This is a genomic window from Paenibacillus sp. GYB004 (assembly GCF_036577605.1).
Taxonomy (GTDB): Bacteria; Bacillota; Bacilli; order Paenibacillales; family NBRC-103111; genus Paenibacillus_AB; species Paenibacillus_AB oceani.
Map to the genome: position 1 here is coordinate 64421 of NZ_JARBDB010000050.1, position 22627 is coordinate 87047.

At 55.5% G+C, this 22627-nt stretch carries 19 protein-coding genes; 17 read left to right on the forward strand and 2 right to left on the reverse strand.

Annotated elements, in window-relative coordinates; genetic code table 11:
- Positions 1-87: 87 nt before the first annotated feature.
- Positions 88-3291 (reverse strand): FG-GAP repeat domain-containing protein, encoded by a 3204-nt coding sequence (locus PV433_RS21450; protein ID WP_332074097.1) that lies wholly within the window; start codon positions 3289-3291, stop codon positions 88-90.
- A gap of 212 nt (positions 3292-3503) precedes the next feature.
- Between PV433_RS21450 and PV433_RS21455 the strand changes: the two genes are divergently transcribed.
- The 17 genes from PV433_RS21455 (at position 3504) to PV433_RS21535 (ending at position 21743) form a co-directional block, all read left to right on the forward strand.
- Positions 3504-4487, forward strand: a complete 984-nt coding sequence (locus PV433_RS21455) for a PfkB family carbohydrate kinase (protein WP_332074098.1) — start codon at positions 3504-3506, stop codon at positions 4485-4487.
- A 3-nt stretch (positions 4488-4490) separates the two neighbouring features.
- Positions 4491-4988: a phosphoesterase gene (locus tag PV433_RS21460; RefSeq protein WP_332074099.1), complete on the forward strand. Its 498-nt coding sequence runs from the start codon at positions 4491-4493 to the stop codon at positions 4986-4988.
- Positions 4989-5164: 176 nt separating this feature from the next.
- Positions 5165-7720, forward strand: coding sequence for a U32 family peptidase (locus PV433_RS21465; RefSeq protein WP_332074100.1), 2556 nt, complete (start codon positions 5165-5167; stop codon positions 7718-7720).
- Between the two features lie 129 nt (positions 7721-7849).
- Positions 7850-9634, forward strand: coding sequence for an AfsR/SARP family transcriptional regulator (locus tag PV433_RS21470; RefSeq protein WP_332074101.1), 1785 nt, complete (start codon positions 7850-7852; stop codon positions 9632-9634).
- A gap of 141 nt (positions 9635-9775) precedes the next feature.
- Complete coding sequence (locus PV433_RS21475) at positions 9776-10210, forward strand: ATP-binding protein (RefSeq protein WP_332074102.1); 435 nt, start codon at positions 9776-9778, stop codon at positions 10208-10210.
- Between the two features lie 6 nt (positions 10211-10216).
- Positions 10217-10591: an STAS domain-containing protein gene (locus PV433_RS21480; RefSeq protein ID WP_332074103.1), complete on the forward strand. Its 375-nt coding sequence runs from the start codon at positions 10217-10219 to the stop codon at positions 10589-10591.
- A 318-nt stretch (positions 10592-10909) separates the two neighbouring features.
- A complete protein-coding gene (locus tag PV433_RS21485; RefSeq protein WP_190929311.1) occupies positions 10910-11914 on the forward strand; it encodes an ABC transporter ATP-binding protein in 1005 nt (334 codons plus the stop codon).
- Positions 11907-12623 carry an ABC transporter permease gene (locus PV433_RS21490; RefSeq protein ID WP_190929312.1) on the forward strand — a complete coding sequence of 239 codons (717 nt, stop codon included), beginning with the start codon at positions 11907-11909 and terminating at the stop codon, positions 12621-12623. Before PV433_RS21485 ends, PV433_RS21490 begins: the two co-directional genes overlap by 8 nt.
- Positions 12624-12636: 13 nt before the next feature.
- A complete protein-coding gene (locus PV433_RS21495; protein ID WP_332074104.1) occupies positions 12637-14028 on the forward strand; it encodes a GldG family protein in 1392 nt (463 codons plus the stop codon).
- Positions 14025-14948, forward strand: a complete 924-nt coding sequence (locus PV433_RS21500) for a DUF4340 domain-containing protein (protein ID WP_332074105.1) — start codon at positions 14025-14027, stop codon at positions 14946-14948. Before PV433_RS21495 ends, PV433_RS21500 begins: the two co-directional genes overlap by 4 nt.
- Before the next feature lie 53 nt (positions 14949-15001).
- On the forward strand, positions 15002-15190 hold the full coding sequence (locus PV433_RS21505) for a hypothetical protein (RefSeq protein ID WP_332074106.1): 189 nt from the start codon (positions 15002-15004) through the stop codon (positions 15188-15190).
- Between the two features lie 107 nt (positions 15191-15297).
- On the forward strand, positions 15298-15894 hold the full coding sequence (locus PV433_RS21510) for a glycerol-3-phosphate responsive antiterminator (protein WP_332074107.1): 597 nt from the start codon (positions 15298-15300) through the stop codon (positions 15892-15894).
- A gap of 201 nt (positions 15895-16095) precedes the next feature.
- Positions 16096-17430 carry a sugar ABC transporter substrate-binding protein gene (locus PV433_RS21515; RefSeq protein WP_332074108.1) on the forward strand — a complete coding sequence of 445 codons (1335 nt, stop codon included), beginning with the start codon at positions 16096-16098 and terminating at the stop codon, positions 17428-17430.
- Between the two features lie 123 nt (positions 17431-17553).
- Positions 17554-18510 (forward strand): carbohydrate ABC transporter permease, encoded by a 957-nt coding sequence (locus PV433_RS21520; RefSeq protein ID WP_332074109.1) that lies wholly within the window; start codon positions 17554-17556, stop codon positions 18508-18510.
- 15 nt (positions 18511-18525) lie between these two features.
- On the forward strand, positions 18526-19497 hold the full coding sequence (locus PV433_RS21525) for a carbohydrate ABC transporter permease (protein ID WP_332074110.1): 972 nt from the start codon (positions 18526-18528) through the stop codon (positions 19495-19497).
- 51 nt (positions 19498-19548) lie between these two features.
- A complete protein-coding gene (locus PV433_RS21530) occupies positions 19549-20889 on the forward strand; it encodes an alkaline phosphatase family protein (RefSeq protein WP_332074111.1) in 1341 nt (446 codons plus the stop codon).
- Positions 20883-21743, forward strand: coding sequence for an HAD-IIA family hydrolase (locus tag PV433_RS21535; protein WP_332074112.1), 861 nt, complete (start codon positions 20883-20885; stop codon positions 21741-21743). Before PV433_RS21530 ends, PV433_RS21535 begins: the two co-directional genes overlap by 7 nt.
- Positions 21744-21984: 241 nt before the next feature.
- Here the strand turns inward: PV433_RS21535 and PV433_RS21540 are convergent, their stop codons facing one another.
- Positions 21985-22602: a class I SAM-dependent methyltransferase gene (locus PV433_RS21540; RefSeq protein ID WP_332074113.1), complete on the reverse strand. Its 618-nt coding sequence runs from the start codon at positions 22600-22602 to the stop codon at positions 21985-21987.
- Positions 22603-22627: the final 25 nt, after the last annotated feature.

Consider the following 22627-nt stretch of genomic DNA (forward strand, 5'->3'; position numbering starts at 1 on the left):
GGGGATCGGATCGGCGAACCGTCCGAACCGCCGGCTTTCGTAGCTGCTTCCGGATTGAGGATGCCGCGTGCGTCATGTCGTGTATGATTACGGCATCGTTACGGTAATACTCGTTTTGGCTCCGTAATGGGTTACGGTGGTATACAACTTGTTCTCCGGATCTTGCTCGATCTCCAGATCCTCGCCTTCGATGACGAGGGGACGCGGGCCGTACAGCTTGATCTGCTGCATGCCGTCGGAATTCAGGTCGATCGTCCATGCCGTGCCGTTGTCCTGAATCCGCACAGGCACGTTAGAGCGTACGATATGGAACGGCTCGGCGCCCCAGTTGACGGATACGGACGTAAGCCGGCGAAGGCCGAGACCGACGTACAGCTTGCCTTCGTTTTTCAGGAACGCCGGCGAATCGGTAGCGAACGGATAATTGGCGTACCGCTCTCCGGGCTCGAAGACGACTCCCGCGGTGTCGCGATACTCGGCGGCCATATCCGGAACGTCGCTCGTATCGGACGATAACGATAGGGTCAGGTGCAGGCCGCGTCCGAACTTCGTCTTCAGCTTATCGATCGCGTAGACGAGCCAAGGCCGTTCTACGGTTACTTCCGTTTTCATCGCCGCGAGGAACGAACGCGCCATTTGCGGCTCCGACATAAAGTTATAGTTATAGTCCGTGCGCAGGGTGTCGAAAAACTTCACGAACTTGGTGAGATCACCAGTTTTAGTAGGATTGTCGAACTGGTACTCGATATGCTCGAAATAATCGATCGGCAGATCCAGATTCGCATACGAGCGGTAAATGTCCGTTGTGTCCGGCTTGCTCCCATCCGGCGCGTCCGAATAGCGGAATCCGGGAGCGTATAGCATCATCGGCGATTTCAGCTGATTGTCGTCGAGCAGGAAAGGGAAACTCCATATGAATTCCCGTCCCCACTGAGGCTCGGTCGGACTGTCGGACGGCTTGAAGCCGAAGTTAAACCAGATATCGGCGTCGTTCTCGTTGCGCAGCGTCTGCAGCCGGTCGGACTGATTAATCCGCCAAGTGTGCTGGTTCGTGCCCGTTTGGGTCCACGGCAGCCCGAGCGCGTCGAACGCCTTCCGCTGAAGCTGTAATTCGAGCTTCTCCTGTTCGGAGCTGACGAAGCTGTGCACGTAGACGTGCGGGATGATCTCCAGCTTGTTGGTTTTGGCGTAATCGAGAAATTCCGTAAGCTCTTTTTTATAAGGGAACGTCGGGTCGTCGATCGGCACCGGCCTGCTGTACTGGACTTGCCCGACGATCAGATCTTCCTTGCCGTCATGGTTCATATCGGCCCAGAGCGGCACGGAGAACTGTCCGCCGACGAGCGACTTGGACCCCATCTGATTGTTCGTCTTGCCTTTAATCGATCCTTGCGGATTCCACTTCCCATCGGCTTGCACATACACGAGCAGGTCGCCTTCATTGTTGCCGATGACGAGGTCCGGCTTCTTGTCTCCGTTCATATCGCGGATCGCAGGGGCGGCATATTTGGCCCCGATCTTGAACAGCGGTTGAGCTTTCCCGAACTGCAGCGTCTTGCCCGCGATGCCGTAGTAAGCTATGAGCTGACCGGTGGAATCCCCGACGACGAGATCCGGTATGCCGTCTCCATTCAAGTCCCCGATCGCCGGGGCGGAGTGGGAGGCGGTCCGGATCGGCGATCCCTCCGACAGAAGCGGTACCGGAGGTGCGAATGCCCCTTTCCCTTGCTGAAGCAGGGCTACGATCGCGCCGTTTTGGCTTCCGACGATCAGATCCGCTTTGCCGTCTCCCGTCAAGTCGGCTGCCGTTACCGTGGAGTAACCGTCCGTTCTCATCGTCTGCCCGTTCGTGAGCTTCAGTTTCTCCGGCGCGCCGAATCCGTCCGGGTGTGTAAGGCCCTCCGGTACCATCTGCGTAGACAGCTTGGGTCCGGCATTGGTATACCGGTACAGGTAGCCGTCGGCGCTTCCTGCGATCAGCTCGGGCTTACCGTCACCGTTCAAGTCGGCCAAAGCCGGATAAACCCGGTAAGGCAGATCCAGCTTCATTCCCAGCTCCAGCGTCACTCCACGCTCCGGATCGGTGGGATAGGCGGCCTGCGTAAGCGGCGAATCCCCGCTAATCAGCAGAGTGCCGCTCGAATAAAACGAGTTGGGAAACTCCCCGACGAACAACGGCTGCTCATTCGTGCCGGTATTTAAATGAACGGTAATTCCTTCATACCAGTGGTGCCATTCAAAAGCGGAACGGATCAGCGAGAACGAAGGAATCTGGTTGTACTGCTTCAGCAGCTCGGCCCAGCCGATCGCTTCCTTGTGCAGAAAGGCGGGCATCGCCTCGAAATGGTTCTGGTAAGCCATCGCCGGCCTTCCATACGGTCCGTATACTTTCTTCAGGCTGTAGCCCAGCGTTTCCTTGGATACGAAGGATACGTATTCGCTCCGGAACAAATGATTGGCCGCCGAGAAAGCAAAATGAAAATAAGGCTCTAACGGCAGGCCGGTCTTGAAGCTGTAATACATCGACATGCCCGGACGCTGAATCGACTCGTTATGCTTGCTTGCTTTCGTCAGAAACCCTTTGGACGGGTCCATGCCGCTTTGCAGGTCAAAACCGGTAATAAAATAACGATTAGGCAAAAAAGCTCCTGCGGCGAAAACCGTACCTTGTCCGTATTGGTTGATCGTGTAGACCGGCTGGTTATTAAGCGTTACGAGCGTCTCCGCTGTGGAAGGCACGATGGCTTGTCCCCAGTCGAAGCCCGGCATAATATCGTCCAGATTGTTCACGTAAGCATGCGATGTAAAGTTGTCGGCGAATTGCCGGAACACATTTTGCAAGCCTTGGAGATTTCCGCGGACGGCCGGATAACCGAACTGCGGGTATAAGGTCGGGGCGACCGGAGCAATAGATTCGGCTCCCAGCAACCCTTTGGGTAAATCGTTCAGCAGGTCGTTCTCGACGAACAGATGGCCGCCTTGCTTCACATAAGTTTCCAGCAACGGAACGGCGTTTCTTAGCGTGTCGGACTGCTTCAGAGAGACGTCCAGATAGATCGCATCGTAGGACTGAAGCTTGTTGCCGTCGAGTCCGTCCAGACGGGCTTTTTTCACTTCGGCATTAGCGACGATCGTTTGTTCGAAATTCAGATAAGCGGACCGGTCGTACGTATCGCCTCCGCTCGCATATAGCAGACGCACCCGCTCTTCTTTATGTCCGAAGACGAGTACGAACACAGCGGCGAGAAGGAGTAGTCCCGTGAGCCAGACCGCTTTTTTGCGCAATGACAAGTCGATCCCTCAAAACTGGTTAGATGTAGGTCGTTGATTATAGTCAACAGGATCATTATAGCATTTCGATGGTTCCTTGTTAACTTTTGACGAAAGAGGGAGAGGAAAGGTTGCCGGAACCTCGGGAATCGTGTCGGAACGCCAGGGCGGCTCCACTTTTCCGCCCGATTTCGTTATACTCTTGGTAAATACCGTGTTGGAGGAGGAATCGTATGAACAAACGCACCGTCGTATGCCTGGGCGAGCTGCTGATCGATTTCGTGCCGGAGACGAACGGCCAGCCGCTGGCGCAGGTCGACACGTTCCGGAAAGCCGCAGGCGGAGCCCCGGCGAACGTGGCTGCAGCCGTGGCCAGGCTGGGTGGAAAATCCCGGTTTATAGCCAAAGTAGGCCGTGACGCTTTCGGCGACTATTTGCAGGAGGCGCTGTATGGGGCGGGTGTCGAGCCGGTTCTCGTACGGACGGACGAAGCGCGCACGGGGCTGGCGTTCGTATCGCTGCGGGAGGACGGAGAACGCGACTTTATGTTTTATCGCGATCCGGCGGCCGATATGCTGCTCCGCAAAGAGGAGATTACAGACGACCTGCTGAGCGACGCAGCGATATTTCACTTCGGTTCGGTGTCGCTGATCGCAGAGCCGTGCCGTACCGCTACCTTGTATGCGGCCAGACGGGCGAGAGCGTTCGGTGCTTTGATCTCGTACGATCCGAATGTCCGGCTGCCGCTATGGACGAATGCCGACTTTGCAAGACGGGTCATCGTCAATCAGCTGCCGCTCTCGGATCTTGTGAAAGTTAGCGAGGACGAGATTGCGTTTTTGTTCCATGGAGCGGACATCGAGGAAGGGGCGAGGCTGATGCTCGAGCTGGGGCCTCGTTGTATCGTCGTAACGCTCGGTGCTGCCGGCTGCCGGGTCTTTACGAAAAAGGGCGGCATCGCAGTTCCCGGGGTGCCTGTAGAACCGGTCGATACGACCGGCGCCGGGGACAGCTTCGTGGGAGGGCTGCTTTGCCGGCTTGCCGAAGCGGGAATCGGTGCAGAACAGCTCGAAGAGGCGATGGCGGAGGAGTCATTCGTACAGGATGTATGCAGCTTTGCGAATGCGGCAGGGGCGCTCACCACGACGAAACGCGGGGCGATCCCCGCCTTGCCGACGCGCGCCGAAACATTGGCGATGCTGGGCCGGGAGGTGTAGGCGGTGGCGGGCGTATTTATGATTTCAGACCACCACTTCGGTCATAAATCGATTATCGACTTCGAATCGAGGCCGTTCGCGGATACGGACGAGATGACCGAGACGATGATCGACAGATGGAACGCCGTCGTCGGCAAGGACGATAAGGTGTTCCACCTCGGCGACTTCTCGTTTCTGAACCGAGAGAAGACGACGGCGATCGTCAGCCGGCTGAACGGTTATAAGACGCTGATCCTCGGCAATCACGACCGGGGCCGCTCGCGCGCCTGGTGGCTGGAGGCGGGTTTTCAGGAAGTAAGCGAATATCCGATCGTTTACGGCGGTTTCTTTTTTTTATCGCATGAACCTATGTACATGAACAAGCATATGCCCTACGTCAATATTCACGGGCAGAAATACGAGGGGAACCATTACTTCAACGTTTGTGTGGAACATTGGGACTATACGCCTGTAACGTTCGAGGAAATCGTACGGAGAGTCGTGCCGGGCGAGGAGCAGTAGGTGTATGAGCTAAATGGACAGTGTCAAAATAATGGCCTGAAAATGGCATCGGAACGTATGTTTGTAAAAACTGCTCCAAATCGCTCCAATAGCGCCCGGCCCCCCTTTTCTGGTACACTAGTAAGCATAAAGGGGCGGCTGGGGCCGCACCGGGTAAGCAATGGAGGAAACGAAACATGCGCGAAGACATTCGCATCGAACATATCGAGCTGCTGGCTCCGGCCGGCGATTGGGACTGCCTGAGGGCGGCTGTGGCGAACGGAGCCGACGCCGTCTTCTTCGGCGTGGACAAGTTCAACGCCCGCGTCCGGGCCAAAAATTTTACGATGGACGAGCTGCCGGACATTATGTCCTTTTTGCATCTGTACGGGGTCAAAGGGTTCGTTACGTTTAATATTCTCGTATTCGAAGAGGAGCTGAACGACGCCAAGCGGCTCATCGAAGCTTGCATCGATGCCGGAGTGGACGCTGTCATCGTTCAAGATCTCGGGCTCGTCAAGCTGATCCGCGACATCTCCCCGGACTTCCCGATTCACGGCTCTACGCAAATGACGATCACTTCGCCGGAGGCGGTCGAATTTACGAAGCCGTTCGACATCGAGCGGGTCGTGCTCGGACGCGAGAATAATTTGAAGCAAATCAAGCAGATCGGCGACCGGGCGAAGCTGCCGATGGAAGTGTTCGTTCACGGGGCTTTGTGCGTATCGTATTCGGGCCAGTGCCTGACGTCGGAAATGTGGGGCGGCCGTTCGGCGAACCGCGGCGAATGCGCGCAGGCTTGCCGGCTTCCGTACGATTTGATGGTGGACGGCGAGCAGAAGCCGATGGGAGATATCGCCTATCTGCTGTCGCCCAAAGATTTGGCGGCGCTGGAGCTCGTACCCGAGCTGATTGAAGCCGGCGTTACTTCGTTTAAGATCGAAGGGCGGCTGAAATCTCCGGAGTACGTAGCGAACGTCGTCAGCAAATACCGCAAGGCGATCGACGACTACTTCGCCGGACGCGATCCGAAGCCGTCCAAGGAAGAGCTGCGGGAGCTTCAGCAAAGCTTCTCGCGAGGGTTCACCTACGGCTTCCTGAAAGGAACGAACAACAAACAGCTCGTCGAAGGCACATTCCCCAAAAGCCGGGGCGTTTATCTGGGCCGGGTGAAGCAGCTGCTGCGAGACGGCGTATTATGCGAGCTCGAGGCTCCGCTCAAGCGGGGAGACGGCATCGTATTCGATGCGGGTGACCCGACCAAGCCGGAGGAAGGCGGACGGGTGTACGATATTCGCCGCAAAGGAGTCAAGCTCGAAGGGGAAGCGGGAGGCGGACTCATCGAGATCGTCCCGGGACGCAACGACGTCGACCTGAAGCGGGTGCACGTAGGCGACCGGATCTGGAAGACGAGCGACCCGCATCTGGACAAAAGGCTCCGGCAGACGTTCGAGACGGACAAACCTTACCGCGTCTTCCCGGTAACCGTCCACGTATCGGGGCGGCTTGGCGAGCCGCTGCAATCGGTATGGACCGACGTGCGGACGGGTAACCGCGTGGAGGTGCAGTCGGAGCTGCATCTGGTGCAGGCGGAGAAAAGACCGATGGACCGCGCCTTGTTCGAGGAGCAGCTCGGCCGTCTCGGCGGCACGATTTTCGAATTGAGCGGCCTCGAGGTCGCGATAGAGGGTTCGCTCATCGTCCCGATGCGGGAGCTGAATCAGATGCGCCGACGTGCGGTCGAGCTGTTGGAGACGGCCCGCCAGCAGCCGCGCCGCTACCAGAAGCGTAGTGTAGACGTGTACGCGGATGCGGCCCGGCAACTGCCGGCTGGTGTATTCTCCGACGAAGCGGGAGTCTCCGTCGCCTCCAGCGCGCTCACCGGACGGGAGGAGCCGCGTCTCATCGCGCTCTGCCGGAACCTCGAGCAGGTCGAAGCGGTGCTCACAACCGACGTTCAGTGGATCTACGCCGACTTTGAATTTATCAAGCAGTTTCCCTCCGCGATCGAAGCGGTCCGGGCTGACGGCAGACGGATCGCTCTTGCGACCCCGCGCATCCATATGCCGGGAGAGACCGGATACTTTCAGAACATGCTGAAGCTTCGTCCTGACGCCATCCTGGTCCGCAACACCGGCGCGATGTACTTTTTCATGAAACACCTGGCAGAGAGCACGGACGGCTACAAGCCGGAGCTGATCGGGGATTTCTCGCTGAATGCGGTCAACCACAAGACGGTCGATCTGTTTGTCGACGCAGGCTGCAGCCGGGTAACGCCGTCCTACGATCTGAATATTCAACAGATGGTCGACATGCTGCGGAGGACGGACCCGTCCAGGCTGGAGCTTGTCATTCATCAGCATTTGCCGATGTTCCATACGGAGCACTGCGTATACTGCACATTTCTGAGCGAGGGTACAGACTTCACGAACTGCGGCCGGCCTTGCGAGGAGCACCGCGTATCGCTTCAGGACCGGATCGGCATGTCTCACCCGGTCCGCGTGGACGAAGGGTGCCGCAACACGGTCTATAACGCGATCGAACAGTCCGGAGCGGAATATTTACCCCAGTTCCGGGAGCTTGGGCTAACGACGTTCCGGGTCGAGTTTCTGGAGGAGACGCCGGATAAAGTACGCGAGGTGCTTGATCTGTACAGCCGCGCCTTGAAGGGGACGATCAGCGGTACGAGCGTGTGGCGGGCACTGAAGGCGACGAACCAGCTCGGCGTCACCCGGGGACAATTGGTCAAATAAAGGAAGTTGCAGCGGAGCGCGCATGCCGGTTATACGGTTTGCGGGGCTCCGCTTTTTTCTTTGGGGCGGTGGAGAGGGAAACGGCCGCTGCCGACGAATTAGTACGGTATCACATAAGAGCAGCGGTGATTGACGTTGAACGAGGTCAGACGATGGATCGATCAGAGAGATTATGCGATGGCGGTCATCCGGCTGGAATGCGCCATCCTCGAAGGCGGGCGGCCCGATGCGGAGCTGCTCGCCATGCTGCCGGACGGCGTGCTGAGCGGGTCGCCCCTGCTGCAGAAAGCTTACGGGGAACGGCTGGCGGATGCAGGGCGGCTGGCGGAAGCGAAGGAATTGCTGCAAAAGTCGGTGAAAGGGTTTGCGCGCCAGACGTTTCAGCAGGAGCTGCTCGCTGCGATGGCCTCGCTTGCTGACGTGCACATGCGCATGGGCGAGCTTCACGAGGCGGAGACGCTGCTGATCTTTCTCCGGAACGAATACGAGCGCGAAGAAACGGCGCAAGGCGGGCACGTTCCTCTCGCCATTGCCAGGGGAGCGCAGTTGATTGGCGAAGAAAGCAGCCGGAGGTTATACTACCAGGCGGCCTTTGACGCATTCGACCGGGCCGCAGATCCGGAGAACGGCAGCCGGGTTTTGCTCGAAATGCTGCTCGATCTCGGGCCGGCGCTAGGCAGCCGGATTCAGGAGTCGCATGCGCTGCTGTGTCTGCGCTTAACCGCCAACCCTGCCGTAGCCGACTACGAGGCGGCTTATGCCGCTGCGGCGCTTTACTTCGAGGAGCGGTGGGAGGAAGCCTCCGATGCGTTCGCCGGGCTGTCGCATAACAAGCTGCCCGTCGTGTTGGACGCAGCATTGCGCTGCTGCGGATATATAGCGATGCTCCGCTGCGGCCAGGTCTTGCCGGAGGAAGGACTCGAGCGGCTGAGAGACGACGTCAGACGGTTTGCAAGCGATGCCTCGATCCAGTTTCAGTATGCCTGTCTTGGGTTTGAGCGCAAACGGGAGGAACGGAATGAAGCGGGGGCGCGCCGGGCGCTTGTCCAGGCCGAAGCGCTGGCGAAGCTGTGCGCATCCGCTCAGGCGAGGACGAAAGTTCAGGCGATGCAGCGCGACCTGGATGCGTTGGTTCGGGACCGTGACGAGAAGACGGAGCAGGGGGGGCTGCTGTGGAGCGTAACCTGCTTTGGCATGATGAAATTTACCCGGGGCAACACCGAGGTGGCCGACTTCCGCTGGAAACGCCGGAAGGCGCAGGAGCTTTTGCTGTATTTGCTGCTGCAGCCGAACTACGCGTGCCCGCGGGATCAACTGCTCGAGAAGCTGTTCGCCGACAGCGACTCCGACCGGAAGGCAGGCCAGCTGTACGTAACGATCCATAGCCTCAAGCAGGTTTTACGGGAAGCATTGGGATGCGAGGACGCCATCATCGCGCGGGGCGGAGTAGTCAAAATCGGCGCGCTTCTCGAACAGGCCGATGTGGAAAAATATCGGACACTCATCCGCGTAGGCGACCAGCTGTGGCCAAGCGACCGCGAGCTGGCTGCGGAGCTGTACGAGCAGGCGGTTCAGATGTACGAGGAGCTTGTGCCGGAGCTTCCTTACATTGACTGGCTGGATGGATTTCGAAATCACTACGCGGAGGTCCAGGCCGCAACGTTAAAAAGGCTGGTTTACTTCGCTATGGAGAAATCGCGGTATGACGCGGCCGAATCCCATTGCATCGGCTGGCTGCAGGTCCGGCCCGCCGAGGAGGAAGCCTACCAGGGGATGATCCGGCTGCTGATGCGGCAAGGCAAAACGGCTGAGGCGAACCGGTGGTACCGGAAGCTGGAGGCGGTATGCCGCGAGGAGCTGAATGTGACGCCTCTGCCGGAGACGACACGGCTGCTGCAAGGCGAGGGAATATAAGCGGGCTGCTCCCGAAGGACGGTTCGTCTGCATGTAAGTGTTTTGTAAGATTCGTAAGCTATATTGAGGATACGGAGATCGGCGCCTGCACGGCGGAAAGTAGGTGGAGGGTTGACGGGTGAAGCGGGAGTTTCCCGGCGGATGTACGGGGAATGGAGCATGCGAAGCAAGCTCGGGCAAGAACGGCGGATACTTGCACTATTGGCCGGTTATCTCAACGGCTTTGCCCCGCTCTCGCACCGGCTTGACGATATGGCGACGGTTGTTGCGGAAGCTTGTCTGAACGCGGCCGAGCACGGGAACGGGCTGGATCTTCATAAGCGGGTCCGCATCCGGCTGCAAGTAGACCGGGAACGGGCGGTATGCCGGATCCTCGACGAGGGGAGCGGCTTCGACTACGAGGGCTGGATGGCCGCCAAGGCAGATATGCCGCGAGCGGAGGATAAGCTGGAGGAGGATAATCCCCGCGGCTGGGGGCTGTTTCTGATCCGATCGTTGTCCGACCGGGTCCAGTTCGGTTATGAGGCGGGAACGTTTTATACAGAGGTCGAGTTCGTATCGAATGGGGAGGGGTAGGCGGCGATGGACAACCAGTTTCTGATACAGAGGCGCAGCTTCGGACACGGTGTTATTCTCGATATGAGCGGTGATTTGACGAAGCAGGCCGAAGAGACGCTGCTTGGCATGAGGGCGTGGGAGACCGGCCTGGGGTCGCCGGGAAGTTACCTGATTTTGAATTGTACGCGCGTTCCGTATATTAACAGCGCGGGAATCGCTGTTCTGATCCGCCTCGTCAGGGCCGGGCTGAAGGGAAAGTTTCGCACCTTCGCCTACGGCGTTACGCCGCATTTTCAAAAATTGTTCCGGATGGTCGGACTGACCGAATATTTGATGATTTATCCGGACGAATATTCGGTGCTTCAACGAATCGAAGATCTGGAGCAGGCGAAGATGTAAACCCGGCTCCCTCCCATTGCATACAGCTTTCGGACTTGACGGCACTTATTTCGGACAGGAGTTCGTCCAACAGGCAAGCTTCCTTGCACCTTACTGCAAGCAGAGCTTGCCTTTTCTGTGCCCCGGGACATGGATGGTTTCATCACTCTAACTCGTTCACAATTTAGACACAAAATTTTAATCTAATTTTCATATTTGTTTAAGGTTTGATTATTGTTTGGTTAGTATATTGTTTCTGGTAAAATGAGTTAGTCTGGGATATGCATCCGATAGATGAGCCTGGGGATTAAGGTCTCTACTGAAGAGGAGGGAGTCAAGGTGCTGGAAGTCAAACAGGTGAGCAAGCTGTACGAGAATAAGAGAGGGGTTCACAACATCGATTTTTCGATGAGCCGAGGCGAGATCGTCGGCTTTTTGGGTCCGAACGGAGCAGGCAAAACGACTACCATGCGCATGATTACAGGGTACTTGAATCCGACGAAAGGGTCGATTCTGGTGGACGGCCTGTCGATGGCCGATCATCCGCGCAAGGCGCGAAGAAAGATCGGGTATTTGCCGGAAACCCCGCCGCTTTATCCGGAGATGACGGTCACCTCGTACTTGAAATTCGTCGCCAGTCTCCGCGACGTGCCGGTGCGCGAACAGAAGCAGCGGATCGGCGAAGTAATCGAGAAGCTGGGTCTGCAAGGCCGGGAGAGGCAAATTATTCGCAGCTTGTCCAAAGGGTATAAGCAGCGTCTCGGTCTCGCCCAGGCGATCGTGCACAAACCCGATCTGCTCATCCTGGACGAGCCTACGTCAGGGCTCGACCCGAAGCAAATCATCGAGATCAGGCAGCTTATTCGCGAATTGGGCGAAAATCATACCGTTTTGATCAGCACGCATATTTTGCCGGAAGTGAACGCGATCTGCAACCGGGTGCTGATTATCAATCAAGGCGTCATCGTACTGGATGAGCATCCCGACCGGATCGGGGGCACGATGGGCGAGACGTTCGAAGTCAGCCTGGAGATTAAAGGGCCGAAGGAGGACGTCATGCGCGAACTTCAGGAGCTGCCGGACGTAGGAGTGGTCAAAGAACTGGACCGCGAACGCGTTGAAGCCGGGGCGACCTTGCTTCAGGTGACGGCCAAGGATCGTACCGATATCCGCGAAGCGGTGTTTTACCGGATGGCGGAACGCGGCTACCCGATTCTCGGCATGAAGAAGGAAAGCCTCAGCCTGGAAGACATCTTCTTGAAGCTGACGACTGACGAGAAGCAACCCGAGGAGCAAGAACCGGCGGAGCCGCAAGAGGAACCGGAGGTGGAGAAGAATGCGTAGAGCTATGGCCATTTGCAGCAAGGAGCTGCAGATGTACTTCTACTCGCCGACCGCCTACGTCGCGTTTGCGATTTATGTGCTGCTGTCGAGCGTGATGTTTTATTGGAATTTTGTCCTGACCAACTACAGCATCGTAGATGCCCGGGTTGTCGTCGGAAACACGACTTTCATTTATTTGTTCATTATTCCGTTATTGTCGATGCGCCTCGTCTCCGAGGAATTCCGCCAAGGTACCGACGAGATGCTGCTTACGTCGCCTGCCGGAATTGGAGAGATTGTGTTCGGGAAATATATGGCGGCGCTTACACTGATGTTTATGCTCGTAGTAAGCAGCTTGATCTATCCGTGGATCATGTCGGCTTTTGGCGATTTGGACGCGTCTGTGCTCTGGCTGTCGTATCTCAGCATGTTTTTGCTGGGCGCTGCGATGATGGCGGTCGGCTTGTTCGCCTCGACGCTTTCCAGCAACCAGATGGTTGCGGCGATTGCCGCTTTTGTCATCCTGCTCGTGTTGTGGCTGATCGACTGGGCGGCGGAAGGTTTCGGCGGCAAGTTTAAGGAATGGATCATTCAATTCTCGCTCACCGGCCGTCAAATCAATTTGCAAAAAGGGATTTTCCAATTGGCCGATGTGCTGTTTTATGTGACGCTGATCGCCGTGTTCCTCGTCCTGAGCATTCAGACGCTGGAACGCAAACGTTGGAGATAAGGGGGGAAGAGACGTGAACAAATGGATCAAAGGCACGAATGCGACGGTTTTATCGATTGCCGTGATCGGGATATTTATTATCGTAACGCTCTTCCTGAGTTCCTTGAAGGGCATCCAATGGGATTTGAGCAAAAATAAAAAATACTCCTTGTCCGAAAAAACGGTCATGGTGCTGAATGACTTGAACAAAGATGTGAAGGCAACGATGTTCACGGGAGGCACCACGGCGGACGACTCGATCATGTACCGGGATATCCGAGATATGTTGAACGAATACGCCAAGCGTTCGGGCAGGATGTCCTTCGAGGAGGTAGACCCGACCCGCGAGCCGGCCAAAGCTCAGCAGTATCAGATCGACCAGGCCGGAACAATCGTGTTCGAGATGGGCGACAAGCAGAAGAAAGTATTCAGCTATGAGCTGTTCGGCCCGGGGGCGGCGCAAGGCTCCTATACGTTCAGCGGCGAAGAAAAGTTCACTGCGGCGATTATGGGCCTAACGTCCGACGTCAAACGTCCGGTGTACTTCTTGACCGGGCACGGCGAGATGCCGTCCGGACAAATCTCGACGCTGCGCTCTACGCTCGAAGGGGAGAACTACGAAGTCAAAGAGCTGAACCTGTATAAGGAAGGCAAAGTTCCGGACGATGCGGAAGCCGTATTCCTCGTAGGCCCGCAAACCGATCTGGACTCCAAGGAAAGCACGCTGCTCAAAGAATATGTGAGAGGCAAGGGCAAGCTCTTTATCGCACTCGGTTTCTCCAAAGATTTGGGCACGTGGACCAATATCGACGATTTGCTGAATACGATCAACGTCAAAAATTCCCGCTCGATCGTCGTGGAGACCGGCCGTACGCTGCTCGGAGATCCGCTTACGATCGTGCCGAGCTACAACTACCATGATATTACGTACGACTTGTCCGATCAGAACCGGGTAACGATTCTTCCGGTTGCGCTCGGGTTAATGACCGATGCGAACAATACCGATTGGAAGACGAGAGCGCTGCTGAAATCAACCGACAAAGCTTACGGCGAAACCGATATGACGCAGCTGACGACCGGCAAGACCAAGCAGGACGAGAACGATCCGAAAGGTCCGCTCGACGTCGCTTACGCGATCGAGAACAAGGACGGCAAGCCGAAGGCGGTCGTGATCGGGAATGCCCAATTCCTGCACGATCAGATTATTCGTGAGCAAGGCAACCGCGACTTCGCCTTGAACAGCGTCAACTGGCTGCAGGAACAAGAGAACCTGGTCACTATCCGTCCGCGTGAGGAAGAAGCGATGCAGCAGGCGTTCATTATGCCGAATCAGGCACAGTGGATTTTCTACGGCACCATCGTAGCATTCCCGCTGCTTATCCTGGCGCTTGGCGGGGCGATCTGGTGGAGGAGGAGAAAAGGATGAAACGGTTCATTCCGACGATCGTGCTTCTCGTCGTATTGATCGGGGCGTTCTGGTATGCATCCAGCCAATCGTTTTTCAAGAAGGAAGAGGAGGAGCCGGTTTCCAAGCCGCTCGTCACGATGAAGCAGGAGGATATCGCGGGCTTTAAGCTGAAAGAGGAAGGCTTGGAGTTCGAGAAGAAGGACGGCAAGTGGACGATGGTCAAGCCGGCGGCGATGCCGGTCGAGACGAGTACGGTGGAAAGTTGGCTGGGCAGCTTTACGGCTCTGAAGCATGACGGCGAAGTCGAGGCCAATCCATCCGATCTGTCGGTGTTTGGCTTGAGCAGCCCGACCAAGGAATTTGAAGTGACGCTGAACGACGGCACCGTCAAAACGGTGCAGATCGGATCTCCCTTGCCGATTGCCGGACACTTTTATACGAAGCTGAAAGATAGTCCTGCCATTTATAAGCTGGCCGACCAGCAAATCACAACATTGCAAAAAGATTTGATGAGCTTTATGAACAAAAGTCCGTTTAAGCTCAACTATCTGGACGTGGTCGGTGTGGAGCTGCAATGGAAGGGCGCCAAAAAATCGGTCGTCAAAACGGACAAAACCAAATCGTTCAACGAATCGGCCTGGACGCTTGACGGCAAGGAAGTGAAGGCGGGCGATGTCGAGCCGGCGATCGACAAGCTGCTGTTTGCGGTAACCGATCAGCTCGTGCGGCCTGCTTCCGAATTGAAGCTCGATACGGCCGAGCTGAAGCTCGAGATCAAATTCAGCAAAGAAGGCAAGGAATCTGCCGACGTATACGCCGGCAAGCTGGACAACGGGCTGGTCTGGATCGTGAAACAAGGTGATTCATGGGCGTATGCGCTCGCTGAAACCGACGTTCAAGTGATCTTCGATGCATATAAAAAACCGGAAGCCAAATAAATAGTTCAGTCGCCGCTAACGATTAGCGGCGGTTTTTCTTTTGGCGGAGGTGTGTGGATCAAGCACGGGTAATCTGCACAAATCGCACGATCGGGGAAGGCTACGGACAGCTGGAGCGGTTTATGAAGGAGAACGGGCACGTATCCTTGCGTAATGCCTGCGCGATAGAAGTGTTTCATATCCGGGAGGACGGGGAAGAAGAGCAGGTGGAAATCTGGAGTCCGATTGACGTCGCGAAGTGATGATGCAGAGAAGCGGGCCGACTCGCATCCACATTAACAAATACTAAACAAACAAGAAGAGATCCGTATGATATACTGGCTTCAGTAGGCATCTAAGGGAGTGGAAGATGACTTTACTTCATCGAATCGGGAGCAAGCCGATCATTGCTGCCGTACGCAAACTGTCGGAGTTAAATGCCGCTCTCGAATCCAAAGTGGATAACGTGTTTTTTATGGGCGGCAGCGCTTCGGAGATCATTCCGGCCGTCACGCAAGTGAGGAATGCGGGAAAACATTCCTTCATTCATCTGGATCTAGTTCGCGGATTGTCGAGCACGGACAAGGAAACAATCGAATTCGTAGCGGACCATATCCGGGCAGACGGTATCGTGACGCCCAAGAGTCATATGGTAAAAGCGGCCAAGCAGGCGGGGTTGTACGGCATCCTTCACTTGTTCGTCATCGATTCGCTGGCCGTGGACAACGGGCTCAAGTTGATCGATCAGCTTGAACCGGACGGAATCGAGATCATGCCCGGCGTCATACCGAAAGTAATTGAAACCTATGCAGCGGCAACCGATACGATTCCGATCATCGCCAGCGGACTAATCCGGACCGTGGACGAAGCGCGGACTGCGTTGAATGCAGGCGCCACCTCGTTATCCGTGTCGGAAACGGCGTTATGGCGTAAAAGCTTCCAAGATTTTTTTCCCGATGGGATCTAATAATAAAATAAAACGAACCTGAGTTTGTGTGATGAGAGAAAGCTCAAGGAGTTGCAACTTCCGCTTATGGCGGAGGCCGCCTCTTTGCGCCTTCTCTTTTTTATTTTTCCGTTGAGGGGGTGAGGCCTGCCGGCTCGACTGCATTTGCATTTATTCCAATTTTCTTCTACTACCATTACTTTAAGCGGGAGGTCTATCTGAATGTTTCGTCGTTTTCGATTTGCTAAGCTGGCATCCGTCACTTTAATCGCTTCCGTCGTACTGTCCGCTTGCGGCTCATCCCCGGCTCCGTCCGGCTCGAAAGTGAGTCAAGGCTCGGCGGACGCTCCGTCCTGGACCGGGGAGATTACCGTCTGGGACGGTCCGAGATGGTCGGATGATCAAAACAATAAATACTTTTGGATCGAACAGAAAAAAGCCGAGTTTGAGAAGCTTCATCCGGGTGTAACGATCAAGATCGTACAGACGCCATGGGCGGAGATGGAGGACAAATTAAATGTCGCCATAGCGGGCAAAGCATGGCCCGACCTCGTATATAACGTCAGCAACCGGATTGCCAGCGTCAAGAATATTCAACAAGGTGTCGTGGAGCCGATCGACCCGTTCTATACCAAGGAAGAACTGAACGATTTTTTCCCGAACACGTTAGCCGAGTATGAATATCAGGGCAAGCATTACGGCGTTCCCGTCAGTTCCCGGGTGCATACGCTGCTGCTCAACCTAGATATGTTCAAAGCCAGAGGAGTAGAGCCTCCTAAGGACGGCAAATGGACGTATGAAGAGTTCGTAGACAAGATGAAGAAGCTTACCGGAGACGGAAAGCACGGTTTCTCTACTTATATTATGCCGAGCTACTACGAGTCATGGCCGTTCATTATGATGGATGGCGGTCGTCCGTTAAGCGAAGATATGACCCGATATACGTTCGACTCACCCGAAGCGATTAGCGGACTGCAAAAGTTTCTCGACCTGAAATTCAAGCACCAGGCAGCCCCTCCCGATATGGGAACGTCTAACGTCGGCGATACGTGGAAGCAATTTGCCGCTGCGGACAAAAGGCTGATGGCCGTTCAGCCGTGGAGCTCGTGGGCAATCGCTTCGGCCCAGAAAGACCCTTACAAGATGAACTTTATGGTTGCGGAATACCCGAGCGGTACAACCGGCAAATCGACTACAATCGGCGACGTTCTCGGCTGGGTTATGTTTAAGCAGAAGGATGACGGGAAGCGCAAGATGATCGCCGAGTTTATGAAGTTTTTAACGACAACGGACGAAATCTATACGACAGCCAAATATTACGGAGTGTTTCCATCCAAAAAATCGGCTGCACAAAAACGCCCGTTCGAAGACAATCCGCAAATGGAGCAAGCGCAAAAAATATCGGAAAACGCCGTTATGGTGCCTCGTCATCCGCAGTGGGCCAAAATCGACGAGCTGATTCAAAAAGAGCTTCAGCTTGCCGTGAACGGCACGAAAAGCGCGGAGCAAGCATTAAAGGACGCAGGCAGACAAGTAGAATCGATATTGAAAAAGTAATCAAAGGAAACGATTGGATGGCCGCTTTCCGAGAGCTCAACGAATGAAGTTTCGAAACGATAAGAAGGTCAGGGGCTTCCGCGGATACCGGGAGCTCCGGCCCCTCATGAGGAGGACTGGGGCTTGGAATCTTACATGCAGCAGATGAAGACCGGCATTACGTTCAGACAAAAGCTCAAGCGCAGCTACAGCCGGTATGCGCCCGCTTATTGGTTTTTGCTGCCCAAATTGCTGTTGTTTGCACTCTTCACGGTTTTCCCGGTTTTTTGGTCGCTGGTTCTTTCCTTTCAAAAGTTTGAAATATTCGATGCCCATTGGGTCGGACTGGACAACTACATCGAGGCTTTCAAGAGCGAGATGTTCCGGGTTTCCTTATGGAACACGTTTGTATACACGATCGTAACCGTACCTGTATCGGTTTGGTCGGCTTTAGTTATCGCGTCTCTCGTTTTCCCCCTCCGGCCGGTATCCCGGACGTTTTTCCGCGCAGCCTTCTATATCCCGTCGGTCACCTCCATGGTTGTGATCGCGATGGTATGGCGCTGGATGTTTAATTACCGGTTCGGCTTGTTCAACGGAATGCTGGAATGGATCGGTTTGCAGCCGATCGACTGGCTGGGGCAATCCTCGTCGGCGCTGTGGTCGCTAATCTTGATGAACCTGCTCATACCGCCCGGTGCGGGGATTATTATTTATTTGGCGGCGATGGGCTCCCTGAATCCGAATCTGGTCGAAGCGGCCCGTATAGATGGAGCGTCTTCCTTTCAGATTTGGCGGCAAATTACGGTTCCGCTGCTGAAGCCGACGACGTTTTATTTACTGATTCTAACCTTGATCGGCTCGTTCCAAGTGTTCACCCAAATCGTCATGATGACAGGCGGCGGTCCGGGCAACGCTACGGAAACCGTTGTGCACGTTATCTACAAAACCGCCTTCCGCGATTTCGATTACGGTCTTGCTTCCGCGCAATCCGTCATCTTGTTCCTGATCATTATGGTGTTCTCGATCATTCAGTACCAACTATCCGGCGACGATGACAGACGGCGCTTCAAGTTTCGCTTAAGAAGCAAAAACAGCTGAGAGAGGAGGACCCTCATGACCTATACCGCACGCAATCGTCTCGGAAAATCGATCGTATACGGGCTGCTGCTCGTTATGGCGGTCATATCTCTGCTGCCGCTGTATTGGATCTTCACCACATCCCTTCAACTGCCGTCTTATCAGAATGAAGAGATGCAGCAGCCCGTATCGTATGTGGAATCCGATCCTCCCATGCTGTATCCGTTCGGAGTAGTGGAGTATTTCTCACAGTGGCAAAAAAAGCGGGAAGCCGAGCAGGCGGGCCACGGACAACAGGCGCAGGCTCACGAAGCGAAAATGCAGGAAGTGGTCCGTTCGACGTTCTCGTCTTATGTGTATTTGTTTAAGAGCACCGAAATTATCCGATGGCTGATCAACACGTCCGTCGTTGCCGTAATAGGTGCCCTCGGTTGTATATTGTTCGATACGATGGCCGGTTACGTACTGGCCAAAAAGCAATTTCCGGGGCGGATGGCAGTTTTCTGGATTATTCTCGCCACGATGATGATCCCCGAACAGGTTACGCTCGTTCCTACGTTTATGATCGTGCAAAACCTTCAGCTGTACGATACGTTGGGGGCGGTGATCCTCCCTGGGCTGGCTGGAGCGTTCGGTGTTTTCCTGATGCGCCAGTTTCTGGTCAGCACGCCGAACGAGCTGCTGGAAGCGAGCAAGATTGACGGAGCGTCCGAGTGGAAAACGTTCATCCATGTCGTTATCCCCTTGGCTATGCCGGCGATGGCTTCGCTTGGGATCTTCACCTTCGTCGCGCAGTGGAATTCGTTCTTATGGCCGATCATCGTGCTGAACGATGTAAAATGGTTTACTTTGACCGCCGGCCTCAAGACGCTGCAGGACGCCAATCTGGCCAATTTTAAATTGCTGATGACTGGCGCGGCCGTAGGGGCTGTACCGGTAATAGCGATGTTTTTAATGCTGCAGAAATACTTTATTCAAGGGCTGACGCTGGGCGGTCTGAAAGAGTAGCCGGTTTACCGGAGCCGGACCGTGTCGAGCGGGCCCTAGGAAGAGGTGTCAATGATGAACAAAGCGAACGCCGAACTGCCCCGCGTTCTTGTAATCAGCATAGACGGGTTGGGGTATAACAACTGGAATCGGAGCGGCGTACAGATGCCGAACCTGAAAAAGCTTGCCGAGCGCGGGGTCGAAGCCGGGATGAACAGCATTACGCCTTCGGCTACGTGGGCCATTCATACGAGCCTCGTGTGCGGCACCTATCCCCGCAAGCATGGCGTTCTGGGCAATTGGGTCGTGGACCGCGGGACGAACCGAGTCGGGGAGCACTTTGGAGAGCGGATGTACCCGAAGGAAGAGTCCGTTCATGGTCTGACGATTTACGATGCGGTGAAACAAATCGGAGGCACGACAGCCGCCTTATGCTGGCCCAAAACATGGGGCGCAGCAGGGCTCGATTTCGTCATACCGGAATGTTACGAGCAGGAATTGATGGTAGCCGGAAGTACGCCCTCCTTATGGCAGGAACTGGCCGATATAGGTCTGCCCATGCACAGGTATGCGTCATGGAGCAAAGATCATGCCCGCGGTCCTATGCAGGACTGGCTGACGACCGAAATCGCCAAGCATCTCATCCGGCGCCATTCACCCCATTTGCTGCTTGTCCATTATTTGCTTCCGGACAGCTATCAGCATGATTATGGCACGCATTCCGAGGAACTGGACTGGTCTCTAACCTATATAGACGAGCGAATCGGGGAGCTGCTCCAGGAATTGGAGGCGTCCGGCGGGCTGGAGGAGACGTATGTGGTCGTCATGTCCGATCACGGCTTTGCCGACGCGACCCGAACGTTTTATCCGAACGTGCTGTTTAAGCAGTTAGGCTGGTTTGACGAGGCATGCCCGGAGCGGAGCAGGGTGATGGCCGTATCCAATGGCGGCAGCGGATACGCTTATTTGCTGGAGCCAGATCCTGAGGAAAAGGAAAAGCTGCGGGAGCAGGTTCGTTCCCGGCTCCGGTCCGTGGAGGGTGTCCGGCTGCTGGTGGAGGACGATGCGGAATTTGAAAAATGGGGGCTCCCCGCAGGAGGCGAACATAGCCGTTTTAAGCCGGACTTCGCTTTTGACATGCATCTGGACTGGTTTGTCAACTTTGGGCATCAAGGCGGCGAGGTAACGGCAGAGCGGTCCAAATTTACCGGAATGCACGGTTATTTCGCGGACCGGGACGAGATGAAGGCATTCTTTGTCGCGGCAGGCCCGGGGATCGAGCGGGGAGCACGTCTGCCGGACATCGGACTTGTGGATGTAGCGCCGACGGTTGCCAGCTGGTTCGGCATCGTGATCCCGGACGCGGACGGAAAGAAGCTGATGCTGGGAAGAAGGGACGGAAGGTCATGTTAATTTTGGAGGATGACGAACGAAGCGTATCCGCAGCTCTGGAGCTGCTGCTTCAGGCGGAAGCGGTATTTTTCGATCTGGACGGCTGCATCTATTTCGGCGATCGGCTGGCGGACGGAGCTTTGGCGCTGCTGGAATGGCTAAGCCATAAAGGGAAGCAGGTCCGCTTCGTAACGAATAATTCTACCGATACAGGCGCGCAGGTGGCCGCCCGCTTAGTCCGGATGGGCTTAAAAGCCGGGTCCGAACAAATTATGACGGCTACGGAGCTAATAGGGCTGCACCTGATGAGGCTGTACGGCAGAACGACGCTTAAAGTGATCGGCAGCCGTTCCCTGCATAGCGCGTTGGAACGGGCCGGGCATCGTTTAGTGCCGCTGTACAGCGACGAACGGGCCGATACGCTCGTGATTGGCCGGGATACGTCCTATGATTACGCGAAGCTACAGGCAGCTATGGAAGAAATAGACGCGGGTACGCCGGTGCTTGCAACCAATCCGGATTTGTTTCATCCGGGGAGCCGGGGCGAAAAGGTACCGGAGACCGGAGCTCTGTATAGCGCACTTGAGGCGATGACGGGCCGGAAAATCAATTATTTCGGCAAGCCGGCTCCTTATATGTTCGAGCTTGCTATGGAAAACTGCGGCGTAAAATCCCCTGAATTATGCGTGATGGTTGGTGATAATCTGCATACGGACATTGCGGGCGGCCGTTCTGCGGGCATGAAAACGATCTGGCTGTACGATGCGGCCAATCTTCCGTCGTCTGAGGAACCGCTCCCTTTCCATTTGCGGCCGGATGTTGCGCTTCCGGATCTGCAGTCTCTTTCGGCTCGTGTGGGATTTGGCGGTGTATAATGAGAACGTTGCCGTTTGCTAGCGAAAAAAAGCTTCTAAACGAAGCCTTCTCCACGATGAATGACCAATCACTTTTTTAAAAGCAACGCTTTAAGGCCTTGCGACTCTACAAACCTTGAGTTTCTGCAACGATGAAAAAAGCGGTCCGGTTATCCGGCCGCTTCTGTGCGTTAACGGTGCATGTTGGAAGAGTTCTATCGTTCATAGAAGCATCGGTGTAACTGGTTTATTAAGCTGCCGCTCACTGTCTTGGCTGAAGAATCAGCGATTGAAAATGAGGATTGTCTTCTCCTTGCGACACGGTGTCGAAATATACGATCCGGAACAAGCTGCTGACTGCCTTCAGCAAGTTCTCATCCGTGTACATCGCGAAAAACCGCTTCGGTTCATAAAAGTCCTGCTCCCATACCCCCTCCGAATCGCGCCCGCCATACACGCCCATGTAAAGCAGCCCGTCCGGCCTCATTATCCGCCGAATCTCCTTCAAGGCGGCCGGGAGCTCCGCCTTCGGCACATGCAGCAGGCAGTTTAAGGCGTATACGGCGTCGAACGATTGATCCGGGAAGCCCAAATCGTCAAAGCTCCGCACCTCGGCCTGCAATCCTTTCTCCCGGCAAATCCGTACCATCTCCGGGGACTGGTCGGTGCAGAGAACTTCAAGCCCGGCGGATGCAAAAAACAGACCGTCCCGTCCCGGTCCGGAGCCGACTTCCAGCAACGTCCTGGTATCGTTCTTCCTAAGGTTTTTCAGAAAATGCTCTCGTTCGCGTACTTTCCATTCGGCCGTTCCCGCTTGGTCCCGCTCTTCAGCGTGACGGTTGTAGGCGGCTACTAAATCGGCTTTATATACACTGGTCACGGGTTCCCCTCCTTCAGCTGGTGTT